Here is a 22,440-nt window from a genome sequence, read left to right as displayed (position 1 = left end):
GTCTCCGTGCTCCCCGACATCGCCCCTGTCGCGCCCGCCGACGAGCCCGGGGGCGGCCCCCTCGCCGGTCTCGACGAGCTGGTCGAGACCACGGGCCGGATCCGCTCCGGCATCGAGTCCGTCGTCACGGGCCGCCCGGACCTCGTGACGGTCACCGTCGCCGTCCTCCTCGCCCAGGGTCACCTCCTCATCGAGGACGTCCCCGGCGTCGGCAAGACGACGCTCGCCAAGGCGCTGGCCCGCACGATCGACTGCAAGGTCGGACGCATCCAGTTCACGCCGGACCTCCTGCCGAGCGACCTCACCGGCGTCAACATCTACCGCGCGGCGAACCACGAGTTCGAGTTCCGTCCCGGACCGGTCTTCTCCAACATCGTGATCGGCGACGAGATCAACCGCGCCTCGCCCAAGACGCAGTCGGCGCTCCTCGAGTGCATGGAGGAGGGGCAGACGACGGTCGACGGGACCACCCACCCGCTGCCGAGCCCGTTCCTCGTCGTCGCGACGCAGAACCCCGTCGAGATGGAGGGCACCTACCCGCTCCCCGAGGCGCAGCGCGACCGCTTCATGGCCCGGCTGACCGTCGGCTACCCCGACGTCGACGCCGAGCTCCGGATGCTCGACCGGCAGGAGTCGGACAACCCGCTGGCGCACCTCAGCCCCGTGACGACCGGTGCCGCCGTCCTGCGGTTCGCCGAGGTGGCGCGCGCCGTCTACGCGTCCACCGCCGTCAAGCGGTACGTGCTCGCCCTCGTCACCGCGACGCGCGAGCACCCCGGCCTGCGGCTCGGGGCCTCGCCCCGCACGACGCTCCAGCTCCTGCGCGCGGCGAAGTCCCTCGCGGCCATGGCGGGGCGAGACCACGTGCTCCCCGACGACGTCCAGTACCTCGCCGTCCCGGTGCTCGCGCACCGCCTCGTCATCACGACCGAGGCCCGGCTCTCGGGCCAGGACGCCGAGGCCGTCGTCGCGTCGATCGTGGCGCAGACGCCGATCCCCGCCCTGGACGCGACCGAGCGACGCTGACGTGCGCGCCCCGTCGTTCCTCGCGCGGCTCCGCGGCAGGAGCAGGAGCCTCGCCAGCGCACGCCTGACCCGGCGCGGCACGGTGGTGCTCGCCGCCGGCGCCGCGCTCGTGGTCCTGGGCGTCACGCTCGGCCTGCCCGACCTCGTCGGGCTCGGCGTCGCCGGTGCGCTCGCCGTCGGTGCCGCCTGGTGCTGGATGGCCGTCCGACGCATCGACCGCGGTCGCGGGGCCCTGCACGTGACGCGTCGCGTCCAGCCGAACCCGGCCGTGCACGGGCAGTACACGACGGCACGCCTCACGGTCGCGGCGACCCGGGCGACGTCGTCCACCGCCACGACGCTCGCCCGCCTGCGGATCAGCGAGCAGGCCGCGCACGAGCTGTGCGACCAGGGCTCCCTGCGCGCGCAGGTCGCGACGGTGGGCGACCACATCGCGGTCCGCTACCGCCTGCGCCCGCTCCGCCGCGGACGGTGGCCGCTCGGCCCGCTCCTCACGACGCGGGTCGACCTCTTCGGCCTGGTCAGCGCGACCCAGGAGCTCGGCGAGCCGACCGCGGTCGCGGTGTGGCCGCGCACGGTGGAGCTGCCCGTCCGCGGGTCGCGCGCGTTCGGCGAGCACGAGCGCTCGGCGTCGGGCGCCCGGCTCGCGTCGAGCGACGACTCGGTGCTGCGCGACTACGTCGCCGGCGACGACCCGCGGCGCGTGCACTGGGCCAGCGCGGCCCGGCACGGCCAGCTCATGGTCCGCGCGGACGAGAGCGCGGGCCTGCCGCCCGTCAGCGTCCTCCTCGACCGCGGGCTCCTGCCCCACCCGGAGCTCGCCGCGTCGAGCCCGCGCGCGCTCGCCGACGGCGAGTGGGCGGTCGAGTGCGCGGCGTCCATCGGCGTGTCCCTCCTCCAGGCCGGGCACCCCGTCCGGCTCGTCCCGACGTCCCTCGCGCCGGTCGTGTCCGGCACCGGCTTCCGCGTCAACCGCTCCGGCGAGGGCCCGGCCGACCTCCTGGACGCCACCGTCGACCTGCACGGGCACCACGTCGTCGCGGACGCCGACCGCTCGGTCGTCGCGACGTCCGAGGCGCTGCGACGGGACCGGCGCCCGGGCGAGATCACCGTCGCGGTGCTCGGCCCGCTCGGCTCCGTCGCCCGGCACACCGTGGCGGCGATGGCCGGTGACGGCCTGCACCGCGCGCTCGTCGTGAGCGCACGGCCCTGGGCGCCCGAGCACGCCGACGCGCTCGAGACGGTGGCCGCCCTGCGGTCCACCGGGTGGCACGCGGCGCTCGTCGACCCGTCGGTCTCCCTGGAGCACGCCTGGACCCTGCTCGTGGAGGGCTCACGATGACCACGTCCCGACCGGCCCCCTCGACCCCCGTCGGCCTCCGCGTGCTCGCGACGAGCGGGCTCGTCGCCGTCGCGGTCGTCGCGTCGACCTACGCGCTCGGGAGCGTCATCGGACCGGGCGGCTGGACCGGCACGGCCGTGCGCACCGTCGCGGTCCTGGCGCTCGTGACCGGGATCTCGCGCTACGCCCTCGAGCGGGGCCACGCGACGCGGGGCGAGGTCCTCGCCCCGCCGGCCGCGCTGCTCCCCTCGCTCGCGGGGCTCGTCGTCGGCCTCTGGGCCCTGCTCGGGCTCTACGGGGGCCCGACCGACCGGTTCTCCCTCCTCATCGGCCTCTCCAACGTCGACCGGGTCCTGTCCCGGCTCTCCACCGCGCGGGACCTCACGCTCGCGGAGGTCGCCCCGATCGACCCGAGCCTCCCGATCGCCCTCATGGCGGTCGGGGGTGCGGTCGTCGTGTTCCTCGTCGCCGACCTCATGGCCGGCGGGCTCCGGCTGGGAGCCGGGGTCGCGCTGCCGCTCCTCGCGCTGTGGATCCCCGGGCTCGTCATCATGGGCGAGATCCCGCCTCTGGCGTTCGTCGTGACCGTGACCGCGCTGGTCCTCCTCCTCGCGGTCGACAACCCGCACCGCACCGTGCGGCGCGGCGCGACCACACGACGGGCGGAGGACCGTGCGGCCGGCGGCCTGCGGGCCGCCGGGGCGCTCGTCGTGGCGGTCGCCGTCGCGGTCGTCGCCCTGGGGCTCGGGTCGGCGAGCGCCTCGCTCCCCGAGGTCGCGTCGGCGTCGTGGTCCCGGCTCTTCTCGTCGACCGGGCAGACGGTGCGCCTCTCGGACGACCTCGACATGCGGCGCGACCTCGCCGAGCGCTCCGGGGAGGTCGTCCTGCGCTACCGCACCGACGGCGACGAGGTCGGCCCGCTCCGCGTGTTCACCCTCACGGGGTTCGACGGCACCAACTGGCGGCGCGGCGCGGACCGCGACGGCACCCCGATCGAGGGCGCGGAGCAGGTGCTGTGGCCGAGCGACCCTGCCGGGGTCGAGGAGCCGACCTCCGTGCGCGTCACGCTCGAGTCGTTGCGGGACACCCGGCTCCCCGTGCCGACCGAGCCCCGCGCCGTGGGCATCGACGGCGACTGGTCGTACGACGACGTCCGCGACGAGGTGCTCGGCGAGCAGCCCACGAGCGCGGGGACCGCGTACGACCTCACGGTCTTCCCCCGGCCGCTCGACGGGCCGTCGCTGCGGGAGGCGACCGGAGCCGACCCGGACGACCCCAACTATCTCGACGTCCCGGCGACCGAGCACGAGCAGGACATCCGTGACCTGGCGGCCGCGGTGGTCGAGGGGGCGCCGACGCGCTACGACCAGGCGCTCGCGCTGCAGACCTACTTCCGCGACGTCTCGCAGTTCACGTACTCGACCGAGGTCCCGCCGGGCGACTCCGGCGACGCGGTCTGGGACTTCCTCCAGGACCGCACGGGCTACTGCGTCCAGTTCGCGACGTCGATGACGATGATGGCGCGGACCCTCGGGATCCCCGCGCGACTCGGCGTCGGGTTCCTGCCCGGCGAGCGCGTGGACGACTCGAGCTTCCAGGTCACCGGCCGCGACTCCCACGCCTGGCCGGAGCTCTGGTTCCCGGGCCAGGGCTGGGTACGGTTCGAACCGACCCCGGCCCAGCAGACGGGTCCGACGCCGCGCTGGGCGACGCCCGTGGCCGTCACTCCCGGGGGCCTGCAGGACCCGGGCAACGTGCCGAACCCTGGTGCGACGACCGCGGCACCGTCCGCCCCTGCGAGCCCGGTCCCCACGACGCCGGGCACCGGCGGGACGACCGGCGGCGGTGCGGACGAGGGGGCACCGTGGCCGCTCGTCGTGGGGGTGGCGCTCCTCGTCGCGGTCGCCATGGGCGGGGCACTATGGCTGGTGCTGCGGCGTCGGGCCGAGACGCAGAGCATGCGGGACGCCGAGGACGCGTGGGCCGAGTTCACCGACAGGCTCGGGGCGCTCGACGTGCGGTGGCCGACGTCCACGACGCCCCGGCGCGTCCCCGCCGCCGTCGTCGCAGCCCTGCAGGCGCGCCGCGGTCAGCACCCGCGTGACGAGGACGTCGCCGAGGCCGTGGCCGGGCTCGCGTCGGCTCTGGAGGCCGAGCGCTACGCCCCGGAGCCGCGGACGGTCACCCGCCCGGAGCGGCTCCAGGAGCTCGTCGACACGGCGGTCGACGCGGTCGAGGGATCGCTCAGCGACCGTCCTGCTCGCGCCGACGGTCCCAGCGCTCTTCCAGTCGGCTGAGGAACGGCTTGCGCGACGGCTTGCTCGGCGCGGCCGGGCGGACGGTGCCGTCCGCCTCGACGGTCCCGACCGGTCCCTTGCGCGACGAGCGCGGGGACTGGAAGACGAGGACGACGCCGCCGAACATGAGGACGAAGCCGATCACCCCGAGCCAGGTCTGCGAGAGCGCGGCCCCCAGCACGAGGAGGAGGAGGCCGCCGACGACGCCGACCCCGGCCAGGACATAGCGCAGCGCCGAACGTCGTCGTGGCGCCTGGAGCGTGTTCGCCAACCGCGGGTCGTCCGAGGTGAGCGCGCGCTCCATCTGCTCCAAGACCCGCTGCTCGTACTCAGACAGAGGCATGAGCACCCCGTTTCTCCACGGTGGTCGTGTGTCACCCTCAGGATAGATCGACATCCGCGGGGTTGGTAGTCGAGCGGGTCCTGGCGGGCCCCATGGCGATGGATCTCACCCCGAACCGCCCTCGGACCGCGTCGACGGCCTCCTCCACCCGGCGTCGCGCCGCGCTCGTCTCCTCGACGGCCTCCTCGAGCGTGGGCTGCACGACGGCCTCCGCGCGAGGTTCGAGCCCCTCGGCGCGGACTCCCACGAGCCGCACGGCCAGGCCCCGGAGGTCGACGCTCGCGACGAGCTCGCGCGCCACGAGGTAGATCTCGCGCGCGACGTCCGTCGGGGCTCCGAGGGTCCGTGCGCGGGTGACGGTGCGGAAGTCGCTCGTCCGGACCTTCACGCTCACGGTGCGGGCGACGAGACCCTGGTGGCGCAGGCGGCCCGCGCACCGGTCCGCGAGCTCCAGCACGCGCGCCTGGACCGCCGTGAGGTCGCGCAGGTCGTGGGTGAACGTCGTCTCGGCGCCGATGCTCCGCTCGGACCGCTCCGGCTCGACCGGCCGGGGGTCGCGCCCCCACGCGAGGTCGTGCAGGTGCGCCCCCGCGACCTTGCCGACCGCCGCCTGGAGGGAGGCCACGTCCGTGTCGGCGAGCTCGGCGACGGTGCGGATGCCCCACTGCGCCAGCGCGCTCTCGGTCCGCTCCCCCACGCCCCACAGGGCGCCGACGGGCAGAGTCCGCAGGAACGGGACCGTGGCCGCGGCCGGCACGAGGAGCACGCCGTCCGGCTTGGCGTGCGTCGAGGCCAGCTTGGCGACGAACTTGTTCGTCGCGATGCCGACCGAGCAGGTGATGCCGTGCTCGGCCCGCACGCGCCGCCGCAGCTCGGCCGCGATCCGCGTCGGGGGCCCGAGCCGTCGCCTGGCCCCGCTCACGTCCAGGAACGCCTCGTCGACGCTCACCTGCTCCACGAGCGCCGTGATCTCGCCGATCGCCGCCATGACGGACCGGGAGACCTCGTGGTACCGCGTGTGGTCCGGGGGCACGACGATCGCCTGGGGGCACAGGCGGCGCGCCGTCACCATCGGCATCGCCGAGTGGACGCCGAACGCCCGCGCCTCGTACGTCGCCGCGAGGACGACCCCCCGCTCCGCGCCGCCCACGATCACCGGACGCCCCACGAGCTGGGGGCGCCGGGCGAGCTCGACGGACGCGAAGAACGCGTCCATGTCGACGTGGAGGATCGAGCACCCCTCCTCGTCGTCGCCCCAGTCGCGGCGGACGACCGCGCGCGGCCCGCGGCTCACCGCCGCCTCACCGGGCGCTCGGCGAGCGCCGCGCCGAGGTCACGACGCCACCGTCCGCAGGCCGGGCATCCGGACGAACCCGGCCGCCGGGTCGACGAGCATCGCGACCTCGTCGCGGAAGTCCTCGGCGCACGCCACGAGCTCGTCGGCGCGGCGCGGGTCCACGGCGTCGAACCGACCCGCGTCGACGGCGGCGCGGACGCGCGCCCCGCTCGCGAAGTAGCCGGACCAGGCGGCGAGCGACGGCTCGGCGTCCGCGAGCTGGTCCCACACCGACCGGGCCCGGCCGCGGCGCACGGGGCGGGCGCGCAACGCGACGACCGCCGCGGCGGCGCGCAGCGCACCGAGGTGCGCGTGCACGAAGCGCTCGCCCGCGTCCTGCGCGAGCGCCGCCGCGACGAGCTCCGCGTCCGCGCGGTCCAGCAGCCGACGGACCTCGGCGGGGACGGCGACCGCCCCCCTCGCGCCTGCTTCGTTCGACATCGCGCACCTCCTCCTCCACTATCGAACACCTGTTCGATCCTGTCAACGTCGGGTGGCTGCCAGCCCGTACGGTGAGCACATGGCTCGCCGCACCTCCCGACGCTCCCCAGGGTCCTCCGCGCCACCCACACCGTCCCGGCGCCGGGGTGCCGGGAGCCGTGGCACGGCCGCGGCCCCCGACCTCCCGACCGGGCCCGTGCCCACGTCGACGGGGACCGCGCACGTCGAGCGCGACCCCGACCACCCGTCGGCGGTCACGCTCTACGTCAACGGCGTCCCCAGCTCCTACCTCGACCTCGACGACCCCGGGATGCTCGCGTTCGAGTACATGCAGCAGATGGCGGCCGTCGTGGACGAGCTCGCCCCGGGCCCGCTGCGCGCGCTGCACCTCGGCGCGGCCGGGTGCAGCCTGCCGCGCTGGGTGGAGCACACCCGGCCGGGCTCGTCCCAGCTCGGGGTCGACCTCGACGCCCGCCTGCTCGAGCTGGTCCGCACCTGGTTCGACCTGCCGCGCTCCCCCCGGCTCCGGCTGCGTCCCGACGACGCACGGCACGCGCTGGCGAGCCTTCCCGACGCCTCGTACGACGTCGTCGTGCGCGACGTGTTCGACGGCGACCGCACGCCCGACCACCTCGCGACGCGCGGCATGGCGGACGAGGTGCACCGCGTCCTGCGCCCCGGCGGGGTGTACCTGGTCAACTGCGCCGACCGACCGCCGCTCACGACGGCACGCCGCGAGACCGCGACGCTCGCAGCCGCGTTCGGGGAGAACGCCTGCGCGGAGGACCGGGTCGCGGCGATCGCCGAGCCCGCGCAGCTCAAGGGCCGGCGCTACGGCAACGTCGTCCTGGCCGCGGTCCGTGCCGGGTCCGGTGCGCCGACCCTGTCGAGCACGACGCTGGCGCGTGCGGTCCGCTCGCTCGCCGTCCCGGCACGCGTCGTCACGGGCGACGAGCTCCGCGCGTTCGTCGGCACCGCGCCGGTGCTCGACGACCCCGCGGGGACGTCGGCCGACGGCACCGCCGCGGACGGGTCGTGAGACGCGACAGGAGCCGCGCCCGAGGGACGCGGCTCCTGCGACGACCGGGTGGCCCGGCCGCGAGACGTCGTGGACGTCAGAGCGGACGAACCTTCTCCGCCTGCGGGCCCTTCGGCCCCTGGGTGATCTCGAACTCGACCCGCTGCGCCTCGTCGAGCGTGCGGTACCCGTTCGACTCGATCGCCGAGTAGTGCACGAAGACGTCGGCACCGCCGCCGTCCTGCGCGATGAAGCCGTAGCCCTTCTCGGCGTTGAACCACTTCACAGAACCCTGCGCCATGCTCTTCCTCTGACCTTCTGTCCGTCCGGGGACATCAGCGAGCGGACCCTTCGTCCACCCCCGTACGCCGCAATGCCATGTCCCACGTCCTTCGCCGGCGCCCGGCCGTGTGCGGCCGGCGGGCCCGACGCCGGACCACCCCGCCGGGCGGACCCACGTACCGGCCCTGCACCGGGTCGTGCGCAAGTACGTCACTGCAACGGGTCACAGTGTGGCATGGACCACGTCTGGTCCGCCACGGAACTCGCCACCTCTCGTGATGATTTTTCGGCACATTCCGCCCCGGTCGGCGGACCGGGGCGGGTCGGGGCGAGCCGCGGCTCAGTCGCCCGACTGCTGGGCGAGGAAGCGCTCGAACTCCGCCCCGAGCTCGTCAGCCGTCGGGATCGGCGCGGACTCGGCGAGCAGGCTCGTCCGACCGACGGAGCGCGCGAACGCGTCGTACTGCTCCTCGAGCGCGCGCACGACGGCGGCGACCTCCTCGGAGTCACGCACCTGACGCTCGACCTCCGTCTTCGCCTCCTGCACCGCCTCCGCGAGCCCGCTCGTCGCGAGGTCCAGGCCCGTGACGCGCTGCACGTGCTCGAGCGCGACCACCGCCGCGGGCGGGTACGACGACTGCGCGAGGTAGTGCGGCACGTGCACGGTGACGCCGAGCGCGTCGTGCTCGGCGCGGCCGAGCCGCAGCTCCAGCAGCGCGGCGAGGCTCGCCGGGACCTTCACGGTGCCGAACCACGACGTGTGCTCGCCGAGCAGCTCGGGCCGGGTCGCGTGCGCCGTGACCGAGAGCGGACGCGTGTGCGGGATCCCCATGGGGATGCCGTGGAAGCCGACCGTGAGCGACACCCCGAGGCGCTCGACGACGTCGCGCACCGCCGCGACCACGCGCTCCCACTGCACGTCCGGCTCGGCGCCGTGCAGCAGCAGGAACCCCGTCCCCTCGGCGTCGCGCACGTGGTCGATCACCAGGTGCGGCTCGTCGTAGTCGGACCAGCGGTCGGTGCTGAAGGTCATCGTGGCGCGCTTGGAGCGGTAGTCGAGGAGCTGGTCGACGTCGAACGTCACCACCCGGGTGACCTCGCCGATCTCCAGCAGGTGGTCGACCGCCACCGCGCCCGCGCTGCCCGCGTCGACGAACCCCGCGACGGCGTGCAGCAGCACGGGCCCGGCGCCCGGCTCGGGCGGCGTGGGCCACAGGCGTGCCACCGCCTGCTCGTCGAGCTCGTAGATCCCGCGAGGGTCCAGCATGCATCCTCCTCGTGACGTCCTTCGCCCGTGCGCTGCCGACGGCGCGGCGGGCCTGACGAGGACAACACGGCTCGTCCCGCGGTTCTTCCCGGACCGGCGGTCCCGCAGTGGCCCGTCCCGGGCCCGTGCCCAGGTCAGCGACCGGGCAGGCGCACCACCGAGACGAAGAAGTCGTCGATCTGGCGCACGACGTCGATGAAGCGGTCGAAGTCGACGGGCTTGGTGACGTACGCGTTGGCGTGCAGCGAGTAGCTGCGCACGACGTCCTCCTCGGCCTCCGACGTCGTCAGGACGACGACCGGGATCTTGCGCAGCGCCTCGTCCGCCTTGAGCTCGGCGAGGACCTCGCGCCCGTCCATCCGGGGCAGGTTGAGGTCGAGGAGGATGAGGTCCGGCGTCGGGGCGCCCGCGTGCTCGCCCTCCTTGCGCAGGAACTGCAGCGCGCTCACACCGTCGGAGACCACCGAGAGGCGGTTCGTCACCTTGTGGTCCTCGAACGCCTCGCGCGTCATGAGCACGTCGCCGGGGTCGTCCTCGACCAGGAGGACGTCGATCGGCTTGCTGCCGTGGCTCATGCGGGGCTCTCCTCGTCGTCGTGACGCGCGCGGGCAGGGGTGACCTGCTCCGCGCCGTCGGGGTCGGAGCGAGCGTAGCCGACCTGCGCGTGCACGTACGCGTGGGCGAGCGTGAAGCGGATCGTCGTCCCGCCCTCGCGCGGCTCGATCCAGATCCGGCCGCCGTGGTACTCGACGATGCGCTTGCACAGCGCGAGGCCGATGCCGGTCCCCTCGTACACGTCCTTCGCGTGCAGACGCTGGAAGATGACGAACACGCGCTCCGCGTACTGCGGGTCGATCCCGATCCCGTTGTCCTCGACGGAGATCTCCCAGTGCGTGTCGCGCGCGAGCACCCCCAGGTGCACCGCCGGCGGCCGGTCCGGGTCCCGGAACTTCAGCGCGTTGCCCACGAGGTTGGCCAGGAGCTGGTGCAGGAGCGCCCGCTCGCCGACGACGACGGGCAGCGGGTCGTGCGTGATGCTCGCCCCCGTCTCCGCGACCTTCTCGGACAGGTCCTCGAGCACGCCCTCGAGCTCCCGCTCGAGGTCCACGTCGACGCGCTCGTTGCCCGTCCGGCCCACGCGGGAGAAGCCGAGCAGGTCCTGGATGAGCCGCTGCATGCGCTTGGCGCCGTCGACCGCGAAGTCGATGTACTGGTCCGCGCGGTCGTCGAGCTCGCCGCCGTACCGCTTCTTGAGGAGCTGCGTGAAGCTCGCGACCTTGCGCAGCGGCTCCTGGAGGTCGTGGGACGCGACGTAGGCGAACTGCTCGAGGTCGCGGTTCGACCGCTCGAGCTCGCGCGCCTGCTCGGCGAGGAGCTCGTGCGAGCGGGCGGCGTCCTCGTGGGACGACTTGATCTCCGCGACCTGGTTCACGAGCTCGACGCGCATGTGCTCGACGTCCTGCGCGAGGTCGGCGATCTCCGCCGGACCGGAGGTCACGACCGGCTCGTCGAGGCTCCCGGAGCTCACGAGCCGCACCCGGTGCGCCAGCTCGGCCATCGGCTCGGTCACCCAGCGCTTGAGGCACACCCAGAGGATGATCCCGACCGCGAGCGCCGAGCCGACCAGGACGAGGACGCTCCCGAAGAGCGCCCGGCTCCACCGTTCGAGCGCGTCGAGCCGCTCCACGCGCTCGGCCCGGAGCGCGTCGACGTACCGCGCGGTGTCGGCCCGCGCGGCCGCGAACAGCTCGGCGCCGTGGGCCTGGTCGACGGCGCGCACCCGCCCCGGCCCGTCGTCCTCGGTGGTCGCGATGGCCGGCTCGGCGTAGTCGGTGACCCAGGCCCGCACGGAGGCGTCAGACTGCCCGGCCAGCGCCGCGAGCTCGGCGTCGAACCCGAGGCGGTCGACGAGGGTGCGGTCCGGGACGACGCCCTCGGCGTCCGTCCCCACCGCGCGGGTGTAGGCCTCGAGTGCGGTGTCGTCGCCGGTCGCGACGTACGCGCGGACCGCGACCTCGGCGTCGAGCAGGCCCACGTACGCGGCGTCCGCCTCGGTCACCGCGTCGAAGAACGGCCCGGTGACCTCGCTCTGGATGGTGAGCACGCGCGAGAGCGCGATGGCCGACGTCGCGAGGACGCCGAGGAGGATCACGCCCGCGACGACGAGCGCCCACCCGAGGCGGCGGCGCAGGGTCGGGGCACGCCGGCGCCCGGCGCGCCCCGCGACGGCCGTCTCGCCCACCGGGCGCGTCACCGGGCCCACTCGTCGGAGTCGGCGAGAGTCGCCGTGCGCTCGCCGGGGGTGCCCTCGTCCCCGCCCCAGCCGAGCACGAGGAGGGCGGCGTCGTCGGCCAGCGGGCCGCCGTGCAGGTCGCGCACGCGGCGGAAGACGCGCTCCACGACCCCCTCGACGCCCTGCTCGAGCGCGCTGTCGACCGCGCGGCGCAACCCGTCGACGCCGACCCGCTCCGGGCGGGTGCGCGGCCCGGCCACGCCACCCGGCCCCGCGACGGTCGCCTCGACGAGCCCGTCCGTGTAGAGCATGAGAGCCCAGCGTTCCCCGAGGTCGACGGACTGCGACGCCCACCCGCCCTGCACGGGGATGCCGAGCGCGCGACCGCGCGCGGTGGGCGTGATCTCGGTCGCGGTGTCGCGCAGCAGGAGCGGCGCGAGGTGCCCGGCGAGGTACACCTCCGCGCGGCGGCGGTCCGCGGAGACCACGACCTGGCACAGCGTGACGAAGACCTCGGGGCGGGCGCGCTCGGGCACGAGGACGCGCTCCAGGAGCGGGAGGATGCCCTCCGGCTGGGTGTCCGAGAGCACGATGGTGCGCCACGCCGTGCGCAGCGTCGCGCCGAGCGCGGCCTCGTCGGGACCGTGGCCCGCGACGTCGCCGATGATGCACAGGACGGTCCCGTCCGGCCGCTCGACCGCGTCGAAGAAGTCGCCGCCCAGGAGGCCGTTGCCGCCGGGGACGTAGCCCACCATGACGTCGAGCCGGTCGTCCTGGACGAGCGGCGTGGGCAGGAGCGCGCGCTCGAGTCGCGCGGTCTCGGCCGCCCGGACCTCGCTGCGGTACAGCGCGCGCTGCTGCTCGACGGACATGCGCCGCTGCACGGCGTAGCGCACCGACCGGCCCAGGAGGTCGCCGTCGACCTCGCCCTTCACCAGGTAGTCGTCGGCGCCGGCGGCGACGGCCTGGACGCCGAGGTCGATGCCCGAGTGCCCCGTGAGGACCACCAGGGCGGGCGGGTGGGTGCCGGTCCGCACCCGCTCGACCGCCGACAGCCCGACCGAGTCGGGCAGACCGAGGTCCAGCAGGACGCAGTCGACGTGCCAGGAGACGAGCATCTCGAGCGCGGCGTCGAGCGTCGTCGCGCGGTGGAGGTCGACCGTGAGGTTGCCGTCCGCCAGCAGCTCCTCGACGAGGATCGCGTCGCCGTCGTCGTCCTCGACGAGGAGGATGCGCAGCTCGTCGGTCGGTGCGAGGACAGCGCGCTCGGACAGCACCTGGTCGCGCGCGTCGGCCTCGTCGCCCCGCGCCGAGGGCCGCGCGGGGACCTGACGGTCGGTCCCGGTCACGACGCCCGCTCCCCTCTGGTCGCCATGGCCCACGATCCTAGCGTCAGCCGCGCGTCCGGCCCGGTCACGGGCACGGGACGCGCCGAGGCGCGGTCCGGGTCCCGGCGCCGGTGCGCCATAATGGACGGCCGTGTCACGGGCGCGCGCCCGGACGCGACGCCCGGCCGAGGGAAGGGACAGCGTGGGACGCAACGACGAACTCCGGCTCGAGCAGGAGGTCGTGGACACCCTCTACGCACGCCTCGACGAGCTGCGCGCCGCCGCCCGCGCGCGGCTCGACGCCGTCCGCCGGTCCGGGCCGTCGGGCTCGCCGCAGAACCGGAGCGAGCGCGACGCGTTCGCGACGCTGTACGAGGACCGCGTCGCGCAGCTCGACGCGGTCGAGGACCGGCTCGCGTTCGGCCGCCTCGACCTGGACGACGGCACGCGCCGCTACGTCGGGCGCATCGGCCTGACCGACGCCGAGCACACGAGCCTCCTCACCGACTGGCGCGCGCCCGCGGCGCAGTCGTTCTACCGCGCGACGGCGGCCCACCCCGACGGCGTCGTCCGGCGGCGGCACCTGGTGACCCGCGGGCGCGACGTGACGGGCCTCGAGGACGAGCTCCTGGACCTGGACGCGCCCGAGGCCGTCACCGGGACCACGCTCTCGGGCGAGGGCGCGCTCCTCGCCGCGATGGCGGCGGGCCGTACCGGGCGCATGGGCGACATCGTCGCGACGATCCAGGCGGAGCAGGACGCGATCATCCGGTCCGGGCTGGCCGGCGCGCTCGTCGTGCAGGGCGGGCCGGGCACGGGCAAGACCGCCGTCGCGCTGCACCGCGCCGCCTACCTCCTCTACGCGCACCGGCGGCTCCTCGAGCGCTCGGGCGTCCTCCTCGTCGGCCCGAGCCACTCGTTCCTGCGCTACATCGACCAGGTGCTGCCGTCGCTCGGCGAGACCGGGGTCGTCAGCACGACGATCGCCGACCTCCTGCCGGGCGTCGTGGCCGACGGCGCGGAGGACCCCCGCGTCGCGCGCGTCAAGGGCCGGGCGGTCATGGCCCGCGCGGTGCGACGCGCGGTGCGGGCGCGCGAGCGCGTGCCCGCGGCGGACGTCCCCGTGCGCCTCGACGGCCACGACCTGCTGATCCGGCGCCGCGACGTCCGCGACGCCATCGCGAAGGCGCGGCGCACCCACAAGCCGCACAACCTCGCGCGCGTCACGTTCGTCCGCGAGATGCTCTCGCGCCTCGTCGACCAGTACGGGCGCCAGCTCGGCGAGCCGCTCGTCGGCGAGGACCGCGCGCTCGCGCTCGAGGACCTGCGCTCGCACCGCGACGTGCGCGTCGCGCTCAACCTCGCGTGGCTCCCTCTCACGCCGGAGCGCCTCGTCGAGGACCTGTGGACCAAGCCGCACCGGCTCGCGGAGGCGGCACCCGAGCTCTCGCCCGCCGACCGGCGCCTGCTGGAACGGCCGAAGGGCTCGCCGTGGACGCCCGCCGACGTCCCGCTCCTCGACGAGGCCGCCGAGCTCCTCGGCGAGGACGACCAGGCGGAGCGGGCCGAGGCCGCCGCACGGGCGGCGCAGCGCGCGCAGGACCTCGAGTACGCGCGGCAGGTGCTCGAGTCGTCCGGGGCCGGCGGCGGGATCGTCGGCGCGGACGTGCTCGCCGAGCGCTTCTCCGCGAGCGGCCCGCGCCTGACCACCGCGGAGCGCGCCGCGCAGGACCGCACGTGGACCTACGGTCACGTCGTGGTCGACGAGGCGCAGGAGCTGTCGGCCATGGCGTGGCGCATGCTCGTGCGCCGGTGCCCGACGCGCTCGTTCACCGTCGTCGGCGACGTCGCGCAGACGTCGTCGCTCGCGGGGGCGCGCTCGTGGAAGGGCATGCTCGACCCGGTCTTCCGTGACGCGTGGCGCCTCGCGGAGCTGACCGTCAACTACCGGACCCCCGCCTCCGTGGCCGACGCCGCCCGCCGGGCGGCCCTCGCCGCGGGGCTGCCGGTCTCGCCGCTCACGTCCGCGCGCGACGTGGAGGACGCGCTGCGCGTCGTCGAGGCGACGCCCGCCGGCCTCCCCGCCCAGGTCCGCGCCGAGGCCGACGCGGCGCGCGCGGAGTTCGTCGCCGCGGAGTCGGGGCGGGTCGCCGTCGTCGCCGCGGCGCACGCGACGCCCGCCCTGCGCGCCGCCCTCGGTCTCGAGGACGCGGGCCCGGACGCCCCGCTCACGGTCCTGGACCCGGTGCAGGTGAAGGGGCTCGAGTTCGACGCCGTCGTGCTCGTGGAGCCCGCCGAGGTCGCGACCGGCCCGTCCGGCGCCTCGGACCTCTACGTCGCCATGACCCGCCCGACCCAGCGCCTCGTCGTCGTGCACGCCCGCGCGCTCCCGGCCGGCGTGACCGGGACGGGACCGGGCGAGGAGGCGGGCTCGACGACGGACGCGCCGACGAGCACGGTCGCGGAGGACGGGGCGCGCGTCGCACCCTGACCCTCCGACCCGGACGGCGCAGGTCGGCCGTTCACCTCGTCCCGAGTGTCAAGACCCGTTTGGTCCGGACCACGGACCGGGCGCACCATGGGAGCGTGCTACGCGCCCTCCTCCTTGAAAACCTGCACCCCCTCGCTGCCTCGAACCTCGAGGCGGCGGGCATCGACGTCACCGTCCGTTCCGGCGCCCTCGACGAGTCCGAGCTGATCGAGGCCCTCGACGGGGTCCACCTCCTCGGGATCCGGTCCAAGACGAACGTCACCGCGAACGTGCTCGAGAACGCCCCCGACCTGGTGGCGCTCGGCGCGTTCTGCATCGGCACGAACCAGATCGACCTGCGCTCCGCCGCGTCGCAGGGCGTCGCCGTGTTCAACGCCCCGTTCCAGAACACGCGCTCCGTCGTCGAGCTCGCGCTCGCCGAGATCATCGCGCTCACGCGCCGCCTCACCGAGCGCGACCGCGCGCTGCACGAGGGCCGCTGGGACAAGTCGGCCGAGGGCGCGCACGAGGTCCGCGGCCGCACGCTCGGCATCGTGGGCTACGGCAACATCGGCACCCAGCTCTCGGTCGTGGCCGAGAACCTCGGCATGTCCGTGGTCTTCTACGACACGGCGGAGAAGCTCGCGCTCGGCAACGCGCGACGCATGGACACGCTCGACGAGCTGCTGGAGCAGGCGGACGTCGTCACGCTGCACGTCGACGGCCGCCAGGGCAACGCCGGGCTGTTCGGCGCCAAGCAGTTCGCCCGCATGCGGCAGGGCTCGATCTTCCTCAACCTGTCGCGCGGGTTCGTCGTGGACTACGGCGCGCTGCGCGAGGCGATCGAGGAGGGCCGCGTCTCCGGTGCCGCCGTCGACGTGTTCCCGCAGGAGCCCAAGCGCAAGGGCGACGCGTTCGACTCCGAGCTGCGCGGCCTGCCGAACGTCATCCTCACGCCGCACATCGGCGGCTCCACCGAGGAGGCGCAGGAGGCGATCGGCCAGTTCGTCTCGGCCAAGCTGCGCGACTACCTCACGACGGGCTCGACGACGCTCAGCGTCAACGTGCCGAACCTCGCGCTCGAGCAGACGACCGGGATCACGCGCATCACGCACCTGCACCGGAACACGCCGGGCGTCCTCGCGGCCGTCAACGCGACCCTCGCGGAGCACGGCACGAACATCGAGGGTCAGCTCCTCGCCACGCGTGGCGAGATCGGCTACGTCGTCACGGACGTCGGCTCGCGCGTCGAGCCCGCCGTCATCGAGGCGCTCGCCGCGATGGAGCAGACGATCGCCCTGCGCGTCCTCGACTGACGCTCACCACGAGCGCCTTCGCCGCGTGCACCGGTGGCCCCGGCGCACGCGGCGAAGGTCCTCGGGCGGCATGACCTTCGCCGCTGAGCGCCCCGCGCTCGGCGGTGCCACGATGAGGCATGACCGGATACACGCACGACGGGCCGCAGATCCTCGACGCGGACGCGTCGTGGGACCTCGTGGAGGGGACCCACGTCGCACGCCTCGCCGTGAGCGTGCGGGGCGAGCCGGACATCTACCCCGTGACCGTCCGCGCGCACGGGCGCACGCTCGCGTTCCGCACCGTGCCGGGGACCAAGCTCGCGACCCTCGCGACCAACGAGCGGGTCGCGCTCGAGTGGGACCACGTCGACGACGACGGGGCCTGGAGCGTCGTCGCCCGCGGCACCGCGCGCCGGGTGCGCTCCGAGCACGAGGTCGACGCCGTCCTGGCGGACGCGGCCCCGCTCGTCCCCGTCGTCGACGTGCCGACCGAGGAGTGGGTCGTCATCGAGGTCCGCGAGCTGACCGGGCGACGCTTCGCCCGTTCGGAAGCCTAGCGACCGTCGTCGCCCCGGACGTGCGTCGTCCGGCCACCCCGACGGGGCGACCGGACGACGAGCGCTGAGCCGGACCGGCGGTCAGCCCGACTTGCGGCGGAACGTGCGCTGGACCGGGCCCACGGTCTCGGACCCGTGCACCGCCCCGGTGTTGGACTCGCCGTCGGCCGTGCGGTGGCGTGCGGCGTTCTTCCGGTCGAGCGCCTCCCGGAACTTCGCCTTGGCCTCGTCGGTCGGTGCGGTGTCTGCAGCGGATCGCTGCTGGTCGGACGCCATGGCGGTCTCCTCGTCGATGGGGGAACTCGGTCGTGCACTGCGGTCGGCCCGACGGTGCGGGCACCTCGACCAGCCTCCCGCACCCCGACGCCGGACGCCACCTGATTTGTCCGCCGGTCAGCCGCTCCCCGAGGGACGGTCGGGTGGCGTCCGGTAGCGTCGGCCCCGTGCCGACCGACTCCTCCACCGCCCCCGCCGCCGGCCCCTCCGCGGCGTCGTCCGCGGACCACGCCCCGCTGCCGCACCGCCGTCTCGGCCGTTCCGGGCTGGCGCTGCCGGCGGTGTCGCTGGGTCTGTGGCAGAACTTCGGCGACGCCGACCCGCGGGCGACGCAGCGCGAGATCGTGCTGCACGCGGTCGACCGCGGGGTGACCCACCTCGACCTCGCGAACAACTACGGCCCGCCGGGCGGAGCGGCCGAGGAGTCGCTGGGGCACCTCCTCGCGCGCGAGCTGCGGCCCGTGCGCGACGAGCTCGTCGTGACGACCAAGGCCGGCTACCGCATGGGGCCCGGTCCCTACGGCGAGGGCGGCTCGCGCAAGTACCTGCTCTCCTCGCTCGACGCCTCGCTGCGTCGCCTCGGGCTCGACCACGTCGACATCTTCTACTCCCACCGCTTCGACCCGACGACGCCGCTCGAGGAGACCGTCGGCGCGCTCGCCACCGCGGTCCGTTCGGGGCGCGCGCGGTACGCGGGCATCTCGTCCTACTCGGCGCGCCGCACCCGGGAGGCGCTGCAGGTCGCGGAGCAGGTGGGCGTCGACCTCGTCGTGACCCAGGTGTCGTACTCGATGCTCAACCGGTGGGTCGAGGAGCCCGACCCGCACGACCCCGCAGGCGCGTCCGTGCTCGACGTCGCCGGCGCCGAGGGACTCGGCGTCGTCGCCTTCTCGCCGCTCGCCCAGGGGATGCTCACCGACCGGTACCTGCACGGGGTCCCGGACGACTCGCGCGCGGCGCGCGGGGGGCCGCTGCGACCGGCATTCCTCTCGGAGGCGAACCTCGACCACGTCCGCCGGCTCGACGACCTCGCCCGCGCCCACGGGCGCAGCCTCGCCACGACGGCGATCCTCTGGGCGATGCGGGACGAGCGGGTCACCTCCGTGCTGCTCGGCGCGAGCTCGACGCGACAGCTCGACGAGAACCTCGCCGCGCTCGACGCGCCGCCGCTCTCCGCCGAGGAGCTCGCCGCCGTCGACGCGCTGCCCGCGGACACCGGCATCAACATCTGGGCGTCGCGGTCCAGCGACCTGTAGGCCCGCCGGGCGAACGTCGACGACCCGGGCCCTCCGCCGGGGGCACCACGTGACCTCGCGCACGGCGCCGCGACGTGACCTTGCGCGCGACGCCTCAGGCGTGCGGTGCGGTGTGCTCGCGCACGTCGGCGTCCGCAGCGGTGCTGCCCGAGCCCTCCTCGGCCCGCGCCGCGGCCGTCTCGCGCTCCTCGCGCTCGACGCGCAGCGAGGTGATCGCGCTCTCGAAGTCCTCGAGCGAGTCGAACGCCTGGTAGACGCTCGCGAAGCGCAGGTAGGCGACCTCGTCGAGCTCGCGCAGCGGCCCGAGGATCGCGAGCCCGATCTCGTACGCGTCGAGCTCGGCGCTGCCGCTCGCCCGGATGGTCTCCTCGACGCGCTGCGCGAGCACCGCCAGGTCGTCCTCGTTGACGGGCCGCCCCTGACAGGCCTTGCGCACGCCGTTGACGATCTTCTCGCGCGAGAAGGGCTCCGTCACGCCGGAGCGCTTGACCACGGACAGGCTCGCGGTCTCGATCGTCGTGAATCGGCGGTTGCACTCGGGGCACTGACGGCGCCGACGGATCGACGCGCCGTCGTCCGAGGTGCGCGAGTCGACGACGCGGGAGTCCGCGTGGCGGCAGAACGGGCAGTGCATGGCGGGCTCCTCCGCGGGTTCGCGCCGACAGGTCGGCGCGACGAACGTATGCCGTCGCGGCAGGACGGTGCAACACGCCTCCGACGCCGGCGGCTCGCGCGCGGTGACGCGGCGGCGCGCGGGCAGCCGCACCGGGGCGCGTGGACGGCAGAACGGGGGCGGTCGTGTTCGACCGCCCCCGTCGGGACGCCCCCGTCCCCATCTCGCGCGTGACTCGCCTCACGCGCGGTGACGTGCACAGGAGTCGCGGTGGACCGCGTGCTCCTCGCCTCGTCCGCCCAGCCCCCCAGCCGGCGTTGTGAGGTGACACTAACTTAGGGTGACCTAAATGCCACCGCAACCCCTGCGCACCGTGCGGAGCCGTTTCCTCCCGTGTCCTGCGTCACACCGCACCGTCCTGCGTCACACCGCACCGGCCCCCTGAGACCGCGGGGCTCGGCGTCAGGCGGATGTCGGCAGGAGGATCCTCTGACCGGCCTGGAGGCCCGACGACGAGAGCCCGTTGAGCTCGGCGAGCCCGCTCACGACGTCGCGCAGGTCCTCGCCCGGGGCCGCCACGCCCTGCGCGAGCTCCCAGAGGGTCTCGCCCGAACTCACGACGTGGACCCGGACCTCCAGAGGCTCTCCCGGACCGCTCGCGACGGCGACGCCCACCCGTGCGGCGAGCAGCAGGACCACGGCGGCCAGGAGCACGAGGACCACGCGGCCCCGCCGCGTGAGCCGCAGCGGCCGCTCCCCCGCTCGCCCTGCCCCAGGGCCGAGGGGCCCGACCGTCGAGATCGTCATCGCATCCATCCCTGCTCCGTCCCGGCCCGCGGGCCCGATCGCCTTCCCCGGTCGATCGGACGCCGCGAGCCCTTCGCCTCCGCGCCGACCCGGACCGGTCGAACACGTGTACGTAGAACACCTGTACGAAGGTCTATCACGAACGACCCACGGAGTCGAGACATGCTCGAACAGGTGTTTGATTCGTGTCGCAACCTCCCCTAGCCTGGGGTCAGGTCGGTTCGCCGGACATGTCCGCTCGGACCCGGAGGGGCGACCGAGGTCCCGGAGCGCACGCGCCGGGGAGGGGAGGCTGCAGGCCCGGGAGGCGTCGGCGGCCGCGACGGACGAAGGCGGAGCGACCATGGCGGGACGAGGCACGGACAGGGCACGGGGGCTCGCCGAGGTGCGCGAGCTCCCGGACGGGTCGGCGGGAGGTGACGGGCTCACGCCGCGGCAGCGCCTCGTGCTCGAGACCATCCGCGCGTGCGTCGAGCAGCGCGGCTACCCGCCGAGCATGCGGGAGATCGGCGAGGCCGTGGGCCTGACGAGCCCGTCGTCGGTGAAGCACCAGCTCACGACGCTCGAGCGCAAGGGGTTCCTGCGGCGCGACCCGAACCGCCCCCGCGCGATCGAGGTCGTTCAACCGGACGACGCGCGCCGCGCCACCCCGCTCACGGCGGCGGGCTCCGCGACCGAGCCCGCGTACGACGAGGCGCACCCGGCGCCGTCGTACGTCCCGGTGGTCGGCCGCATCGCCGCCGGCGGCCCGATCCTCGCGGAGCAGGTCGTCGAGGACGTCTTCCCGCTGCCCCGCCAGCTCGTCGGCGAGGGCGAGCTCTTCCTCCTGCGGGTGCAGGGCGACTCGATGGTCGACGCCGCGATCTGCGACGGCGACTGGGTCGTCGTACGCCGCCAGCCCGTGGCGGAGAACGGCGAGATCGTCGCGGCGATGATCGACGGCGAGGCCACGGTGAAGTCCCTGCGCCGCGCGGACGGTCGCGTCTGGCTCATGCCGCACAACGCGGCGTACGACCCGATCCCGGGCGACGACGCCCAGGTCCTCGGGCGCGTCGTCTCCGTCCTGCGCAGCCTCTGAGCGCACGGGGTCCGGTCCCCGTCGTCGTCCCCGTCACAGTCACAGTCACCGAGCACGGCGAGAGCCGGGTGGTCGTCGACCACCCGGCTCTCGCGGTGCGCGGACCCCGTCGGCGGGCCCGGTGGGTCAGAGGCCGAAGCGCCGGGCGACGCCCCGCAGCGACTCCGCGGACGAGCGCAGCCCGGCGAGCTCTGCCGCGGCCAGCGGCACCTCGACCCGCTCGCTGGCGCCGCGACGGTCGACGAGCGTGGGCAGCGAGAGGCACACGTCGTCGAGCCCGTACGCGCCGTCGAGCAGCGTCGAGACGGGCAGGATGCGGTGCTCGTCGTCGAGCACGGCCTCGATGATGCGCGTGCCCGCGAGCCCGACGGCGTAGTTCGTCGCCCCCTTGCCCTCGATGATCCGATAGGCCGACTGCACGACCTCGCGCGCGATGTCGTCGCGCACCGCCTCGGTCAGCGGGCCACGGCCACCGAGTCCCGGCCACTCGAGGAGCGGCACGCCGCCGATGGTCGCCGAGCTCCATAGCGGGATCTCGCTGTCGCCGTGCTCGCCGGCGATGTACGCGTGGACGTTCTGCACCGCCACGCCGCAGTGCTGGGCCACGAGGAAGCGCAGGCGCGACGAGTCGAGCACCGTCCCGCTGCCGAAGAGCTGCGACGGTGGCAGCCCCGAGAACTTGAGCGCCGCGTACGTGACGATGTCGACCGGGTTCGTCACCATGACGTAGACCGCGTCCGGGGCGACCTCCACCAGCCCGGGAAGGATCGTGCGCATGAGGCCGATCGTGCCCTCGGCGAGGTCGAGCCGCGTCTGGCCGGGCTTCTGCTTGGCCCCGGCCGTCACGACGACCACGTCGGCCCCTGCGCACACCGCGACGTCGTCCGACCCCTCGACGCGGGCCATCGGCATGAACTGGATGCCGTGCTGGAGGTCGAGCACCTCCGCCTCGACCTTCGCCCGGTTCACGTCCAGGAGCGCGACCGTGCGCGCGGCCCCGCGCATGAGGGCCGCGTAGGCCAGCGTCGACCCGACGGCGCCCGCGCCGACGATCGCCAGCTTGGTCGTCCGCGCTCCCCCTCCCGGCCCGCCCGTGGTCGCGTCGCCCGTGCCGTGCGGGGACGTGCTCGTCGTCATGTCGCCTCCGTGAAGTTCGCTGGGTTCCCTGATGC

At 74.8% G+C, this 22,440-nt stretch carries 21 protein-coding genes; 9 read left to right on the top strand and 12 right to left on the bottom strand.

Going from position 1 to position 22,440, the window contains the following annotated elements:
• Window positions 1–6: 6 nt before the first annotated feature.
• The 3 genes from ACFC2L_RS11635 to ACFC2L_RS11625 are packed head-to-tail and all read left to right on the top strand — an operon-like array spanning window position 7 to window position 4,665.
• On the top strand, window positions 7–1,026 hold the full coding sequence (locus ACFC2L_RS11635) for an AAA family ATPase (protein WP_375824464.1): 1,020 nt from the start codon (window positions 7–9) through the stop codon (window positions 1,024–1,026).
• A 1-nt stretch (window position 1,027) separates the two neighbouring features.
• Complete coding sequence (locus ACFC2L_RS11630; protein WP_375824463.1) at window positions 1,028–2,368, top strand: DUF58 domain-containing protein; 1,341 nt, start codon at window positions 1,028–1,030, stop codon at window positions 2,366–2,368.
• Window positions 2,365–4,665: a transglutaminaseTgpA domain-containing protein gene (locus ACFC2L_RS11625; protein ID WP_375824461.1), complete on the top strand. Its 2,301-nt coding sequence runs from the start codon at window positions 2,365–2,367 to the stop codon at window positions 4,663–4,665. Before ACFC2L_RS11630 ends, ACFC2L_RS11625 begins: the two co-directional genes overlap by 4 nt.
• Here ACFC2L_RS11625 and ACFC2L_RS11620 read toward each other — a convergent pair.
• From ACFC2L_RS11620 to ACFC2L_RS11610, 3 genes are read right to left on the bottom strand one after another with little or no spacing between them, the layout of a single operon-like run.
• Window positions 4,613–5,008, bottom strand: a complete 396-nt coding sequence (locus ACFC2L_RS11620; RefSeq protein WP_375824460.1) for a DUF3040 domain-containing protein — start codon at window positions 5,006–5,008, stop codon at window positions 4,613–4,615. The two genes, ACFC2L_RS11625 and ACFC2L_RS11620, sit on opposite strands and share 53 nt — an antisense overlap.
• 37 nt (window positions 5,009–5,045) lie before the next feature.
• Complete coding sequence (locus ACFC2L_RS11615; RefSeq protein ID WP_375824459.1) at window positions 5,046–6,302, bottom strand: DNA polymerase IV; 1,257 nt, start codon at window positions 6,300–6,302, stop codon at window positions 5,046–5,048.
• A 39-nt stretch (window positions 6,303–6,341) separates the two neighbouring features.
• Window positions 6,342–6,785: an SAV_6107 family HEPN domain-containing protein gene (locus tag ACFC2L_RS11610; protein ID WP_375824458.1), complete on the bottom strand. Its 444-nt coding sequence runs from the start codon at window positions 6,783–6,785 to the stop codon at window positions 6,342–6,344.
• Between the two features lie 196 nt (window positions 6,786–6,981).
• Between ACFC2L_RS11610 and ACFC2L_RS11605 the strand changes: the two genes are divergently transcribed.
• Window positions 6,982–7,824: a spermidine synthase gene (locus tag ACFC2L_RS11605; RefSeq protein WP_375824457.1), complete on the top strand. Its 843-nt coding sequence runs from the start codon at window positions 6,982–6,984 to the stop codon at window positions 7,822–7,824.
• A 76-nt stretch (window positions 7,825–7,900) separates the two neighbouring features.
• Here ACFC2L_RS11605 and ACFC2L_RS11600 read toward each other — a convergent pair whose 3' ends face one another.
• The 5 genes from ACFC2L_RS11600 to ACFC2L_RS11580 form a co-directional block, all read right to left on the bottom strand.
• A complete protein-coding gene (locus ACFC2L_RS11600) occupies window positions 7,901–8,104 on the bottom strand; it encodes a cold-shock protein (protein WP_034655075.1) in 204 nt (67 codons plus the stop codon).
• A gap of 321 nt (window positions 8,105–8,425) precedes the next feature.
• On the bottom strand, window positions 8,426–9,352 hold the full coding sequence (locus ACFC2L_RS11595; protein ID WP_375824455.1) for a proteasome assembly chaperone family protein: 927 nt from the start codon (window positions 9,350–9,352) through the stop codon (window positions 8,426–8,428).
• Between the two features lie 134 nt (window positions 9,353–9,486).
• Window positions 9,487–9,927: a response regulator gene (locus tag ACFC2L_RS11590; RefSeq protein ID WP_087471801.1), complete on the bottom strand. Its 441-nt coding sequence runs from the start codon at window positions 9,925–9,927 to the stop codon at window positions 9,487–9,489.
• A complete protein-coding gene (locus ACFC2L_RS11585) occupies window positions 9,924–11,606 on the bottom strand; it encodes an ATP-binding protein (protein ID WP_375824454.1) in 1,683 nt (560 codons plus the stop codon). Before ACFC2L_RS11585 ends, ACFC2L_RS11590 begins: the two co-directional genes overlap by 4 nt.
• Entirely contained in the window at window positions 11,603–12,934 is a 1,332-nt protein-coding gene (locus ACFC2L_RS11580; RefSeq protein WP_375824453.1) for a PP2C family protein-serine/threonine phosphatase, read from the bottom strand. The genes ACFC2L_RS11585 and ACFC2L_RS11580 overlap by 4 nt, the downstream gene beginning before the upstream one ends.
• Before the next feature lie 181 nt (window positions 12,935–13,115).
• On the opposite strand from ACFC2L_RS11580, the gene ACFC2L_RS11575 reads away from it, so the two are divergent.
• From ACFC2L_RS11575 to ACFC2L_RS11565, 3 genes are all read left to right on the top strand, one after another.
• Window positions 13,116–15,404 (top strand): HelD family protein, encoded by a 2,289-nt coding sequence (locus tag ACFC2L_RS11575; protein ID WP_375824452.1) that lies wholly within the window; start codon window positions 13,116–13,118, stop codon window positions 15,402–15,404.
• A gap of 95 nt (window positions 15,405–15,499) precedes the next feature.
• Window positions 15,500–16,699, top strand: a complete 1,200-nt coding sequence (gene serA, locus ACFC2L_RS11570; protein ID WP_375824451.1) for a phosphoglycerate dehydrogenase — start codon at window positions 15,500–15,502, stop codon at window positions 16,697–16,699.
• Between the two features lie 119 nt (window positions 16,700–16,818).
• Complete coding sequence (locus ACFC2L_RS11565) at window positions 16,819–17,238, top strand: pyridoxamine 5'-phosphate oxidase family protein (RefSeq protein WP_375824450.1); 420 nt, start codon at window positions 16,819–16,821, stop codon at window positions 17,236–17,238.
• An 81-nt stretch (window positions 17,239–17,319) separates the two neighbouring features.
• Here ACFC2L_RS11565 and ACFC2L_RS11560 read toward each other — a convergent pair whose 3' ends face one another.
• Window positions 17,320–17,514, bottom strand: coding sequence for a DUF5302 domain-containing protein (locus ACFC2L_RS11560; protein WP_375824448.1), 195 nt, complete (start codon window positions 17,512–17,514; stop codon window positions 17,320–17,322).
• 167 nt (window positions 17,515–17,681) lie between these two features.
• Between ACFC2L_RS11560 and ACFC2L_RS11555 the strand changes: the two genes are divergently transcribed.
• Window positions 17,682–18,770 carry an aldo/keto reductase gene (locus tag ACFC2L_RS11555; RefSeq protein ID WP_375824447.1) on the top strand — a complete coding sequence of 363 codons (1,089 nt, stop codon included), beginning with the start codon at window positions 17,682–17,684 and terminating at the stop codon, window positions 18,768–18,770.
• A 94-nt stretch (window positions 18,771–18,864) separates the two neighbouring features.
• Here the strand turns inward: ACFC2L_RS11555 and nrdR are convergent, their stop codons facing one another.
• Window positions 18,865–19,404 (bottom strand): transcriptional regulator NrdR, encoded by a 540-nt coding sequence (gene nrdR / locus ACFC2L_RS11550; RefSeq protein ID WP_375824446.1) that lies wholly within the window; start codon window positions 19,402–19,404, stop codon window positions 18,865–18,867.
• A gap of 441 nt (window positions 19,405–19,845) precedes the next feature.
• The gene (locus tag ACFC2L_RS11545; protein WP_375824445.1) at window positions 19,846–20,190 is read right to left on the bottom strand and encodes a LysM peptidoglycan-binding domain-containing protein; all 345 of its coding nucleotides are present in this window, start codon (window positions 20,188–20,190) and stop codon (window positions 19,846–19,848) included.
• A 343-nt stretch (window positions 20,191–20,533) separates the two neighbouring features.
• Here ACFC2L_RS11545 and lexA point away from each other — a divergent pair, with 343 nt between their 5' ends.
• Window positions 20,534–21,268 (top strand): transcriptional repressor LexA, encoded by a 735-nt coding sequence (gene lexA, locus ACFC2L_RS11540; protein ID WP_375824444.1) that lies wholly within the window; start codon window positions 20,534–20,536, stop codon window positions 21,266–21,268.
• 126 nt (window positions 21,269–21,394) lie between these two features.
• Here lexA and ACFC2L_RS11535 read toward each other — a convergent pair whose 3' ends face one another.
• Window positions 21,395–22,405, bottom strand: a complete 1,011-nt coding sequence (locus ACFC2L_RS11535) for an L-lactate dehydrogenase (RefSeq protein WP_375824443.1) — start codon at window positions 22,403–22,405, stop codon at window positions 21,395–21,397.
• Between the last annotated feature and the right edge of the window lie 35 nt (window positions 22,406–22,440).

It is taken from the genome of Cellulosimicrobium sp. NPDC055967 (genome assembly GCF_042269845.1).
Lineage (GTDB): Bacteria > Actinomycetota > Actinomycetes > Actinomycetales > Cellulomonadaceae > Cellulosimicrobium.
This window is presented reverse-complemented; position numbering and strand designations above follow the sequence as displayed.

Bases quoted from the DNA above. Each gene is read 5' to 3' on its own strand.
- ACFC2L_RS11620 (WP_375824460.1), bottom strand. From the start codon at position 5,008: ATGCCTCTGTCTGAGTACGAGCAGCGGGTCTTGGAGCAGATGGAGCGC.
- ACFC2L_RS11535 (WP_375824443.1), bottom strand. From the start codon at position 22,405: ATGACGACGAGCACGTCCCCGCACGGCACGGGCGACGCGACCACGGGC.
- ACFC2L_RS11565 (WP_375824450.1), top strand. From the start codon at position 16,819: ATGACCGGATACACGCACGACGGGCCGCAGATCCTCGACGCGGACGCG.
- ACFC2L_RS11610 (WP_375824458.1), bottom strand. From the start codon at position 6,785: ATGTCGAACGAAGCAGGCGCGAGGGGGGCGGTCGCCGTCCCCGCCGAG.
- ACFC2L_RS11590 (WP_087471801.1), bottom strand. From the start codon at position 9,927: ATGAGCCACGGCAGCAAGCCGATCGACGTCCTCCTGGTCGAGGACGAC.
- ACFC2L_RS11560 (WP_375824448.1), bottom strand. From the start codon at position 17,514: ATGGCGTCCGACCAGCAGCGATCCGCTGCAGACACCGCACCGACCGAC.
- ACFC2L_RS11600 (WP_034655075.1), bottom strand. From the start codon at position 8,104: ATGGCGCAGGGTTCTGTGAAGTGGTTCAACGCCGAGAAGGGCTACGGC.
- ACFC2L_RS11595 (WP_375824455.1), bottom strand. From the start codon at position 9,352: ATGCTGGACCCTCGCGGGATCTACGAGCTCGACGAGCAGGCGGTGGCA.
- ACFC2L_RS11545 (WP_375824445.1), bottom strand. From the start codon at position 20,190: ATGACGATCTCGACGGTCGGGCCCCTCGGCCCTGGGGCAGGGCGAGCG.
- ACFC2L_RS11625 (WP_375824461.1), top strand. From the start codon at position 2,365: ATGACCACGTCCCGACCGGCCCCCTCGACCCCCGTCGGCCTCCGCGTG.
- lexA (WP_375824444.1), top strand. From the start codon at position 20,534: ATGGCGGGACGAGGCACGGACAGGGCACGGGGGCTCGCCGAGGTGCGC.
- nrdR (WP_375824446.1), bottom strand. From the start codon at position 19,404: ATGCACTGCCCGTTCTGCCGCCACGCGGACTCCCGCGTCGTCGACTCG.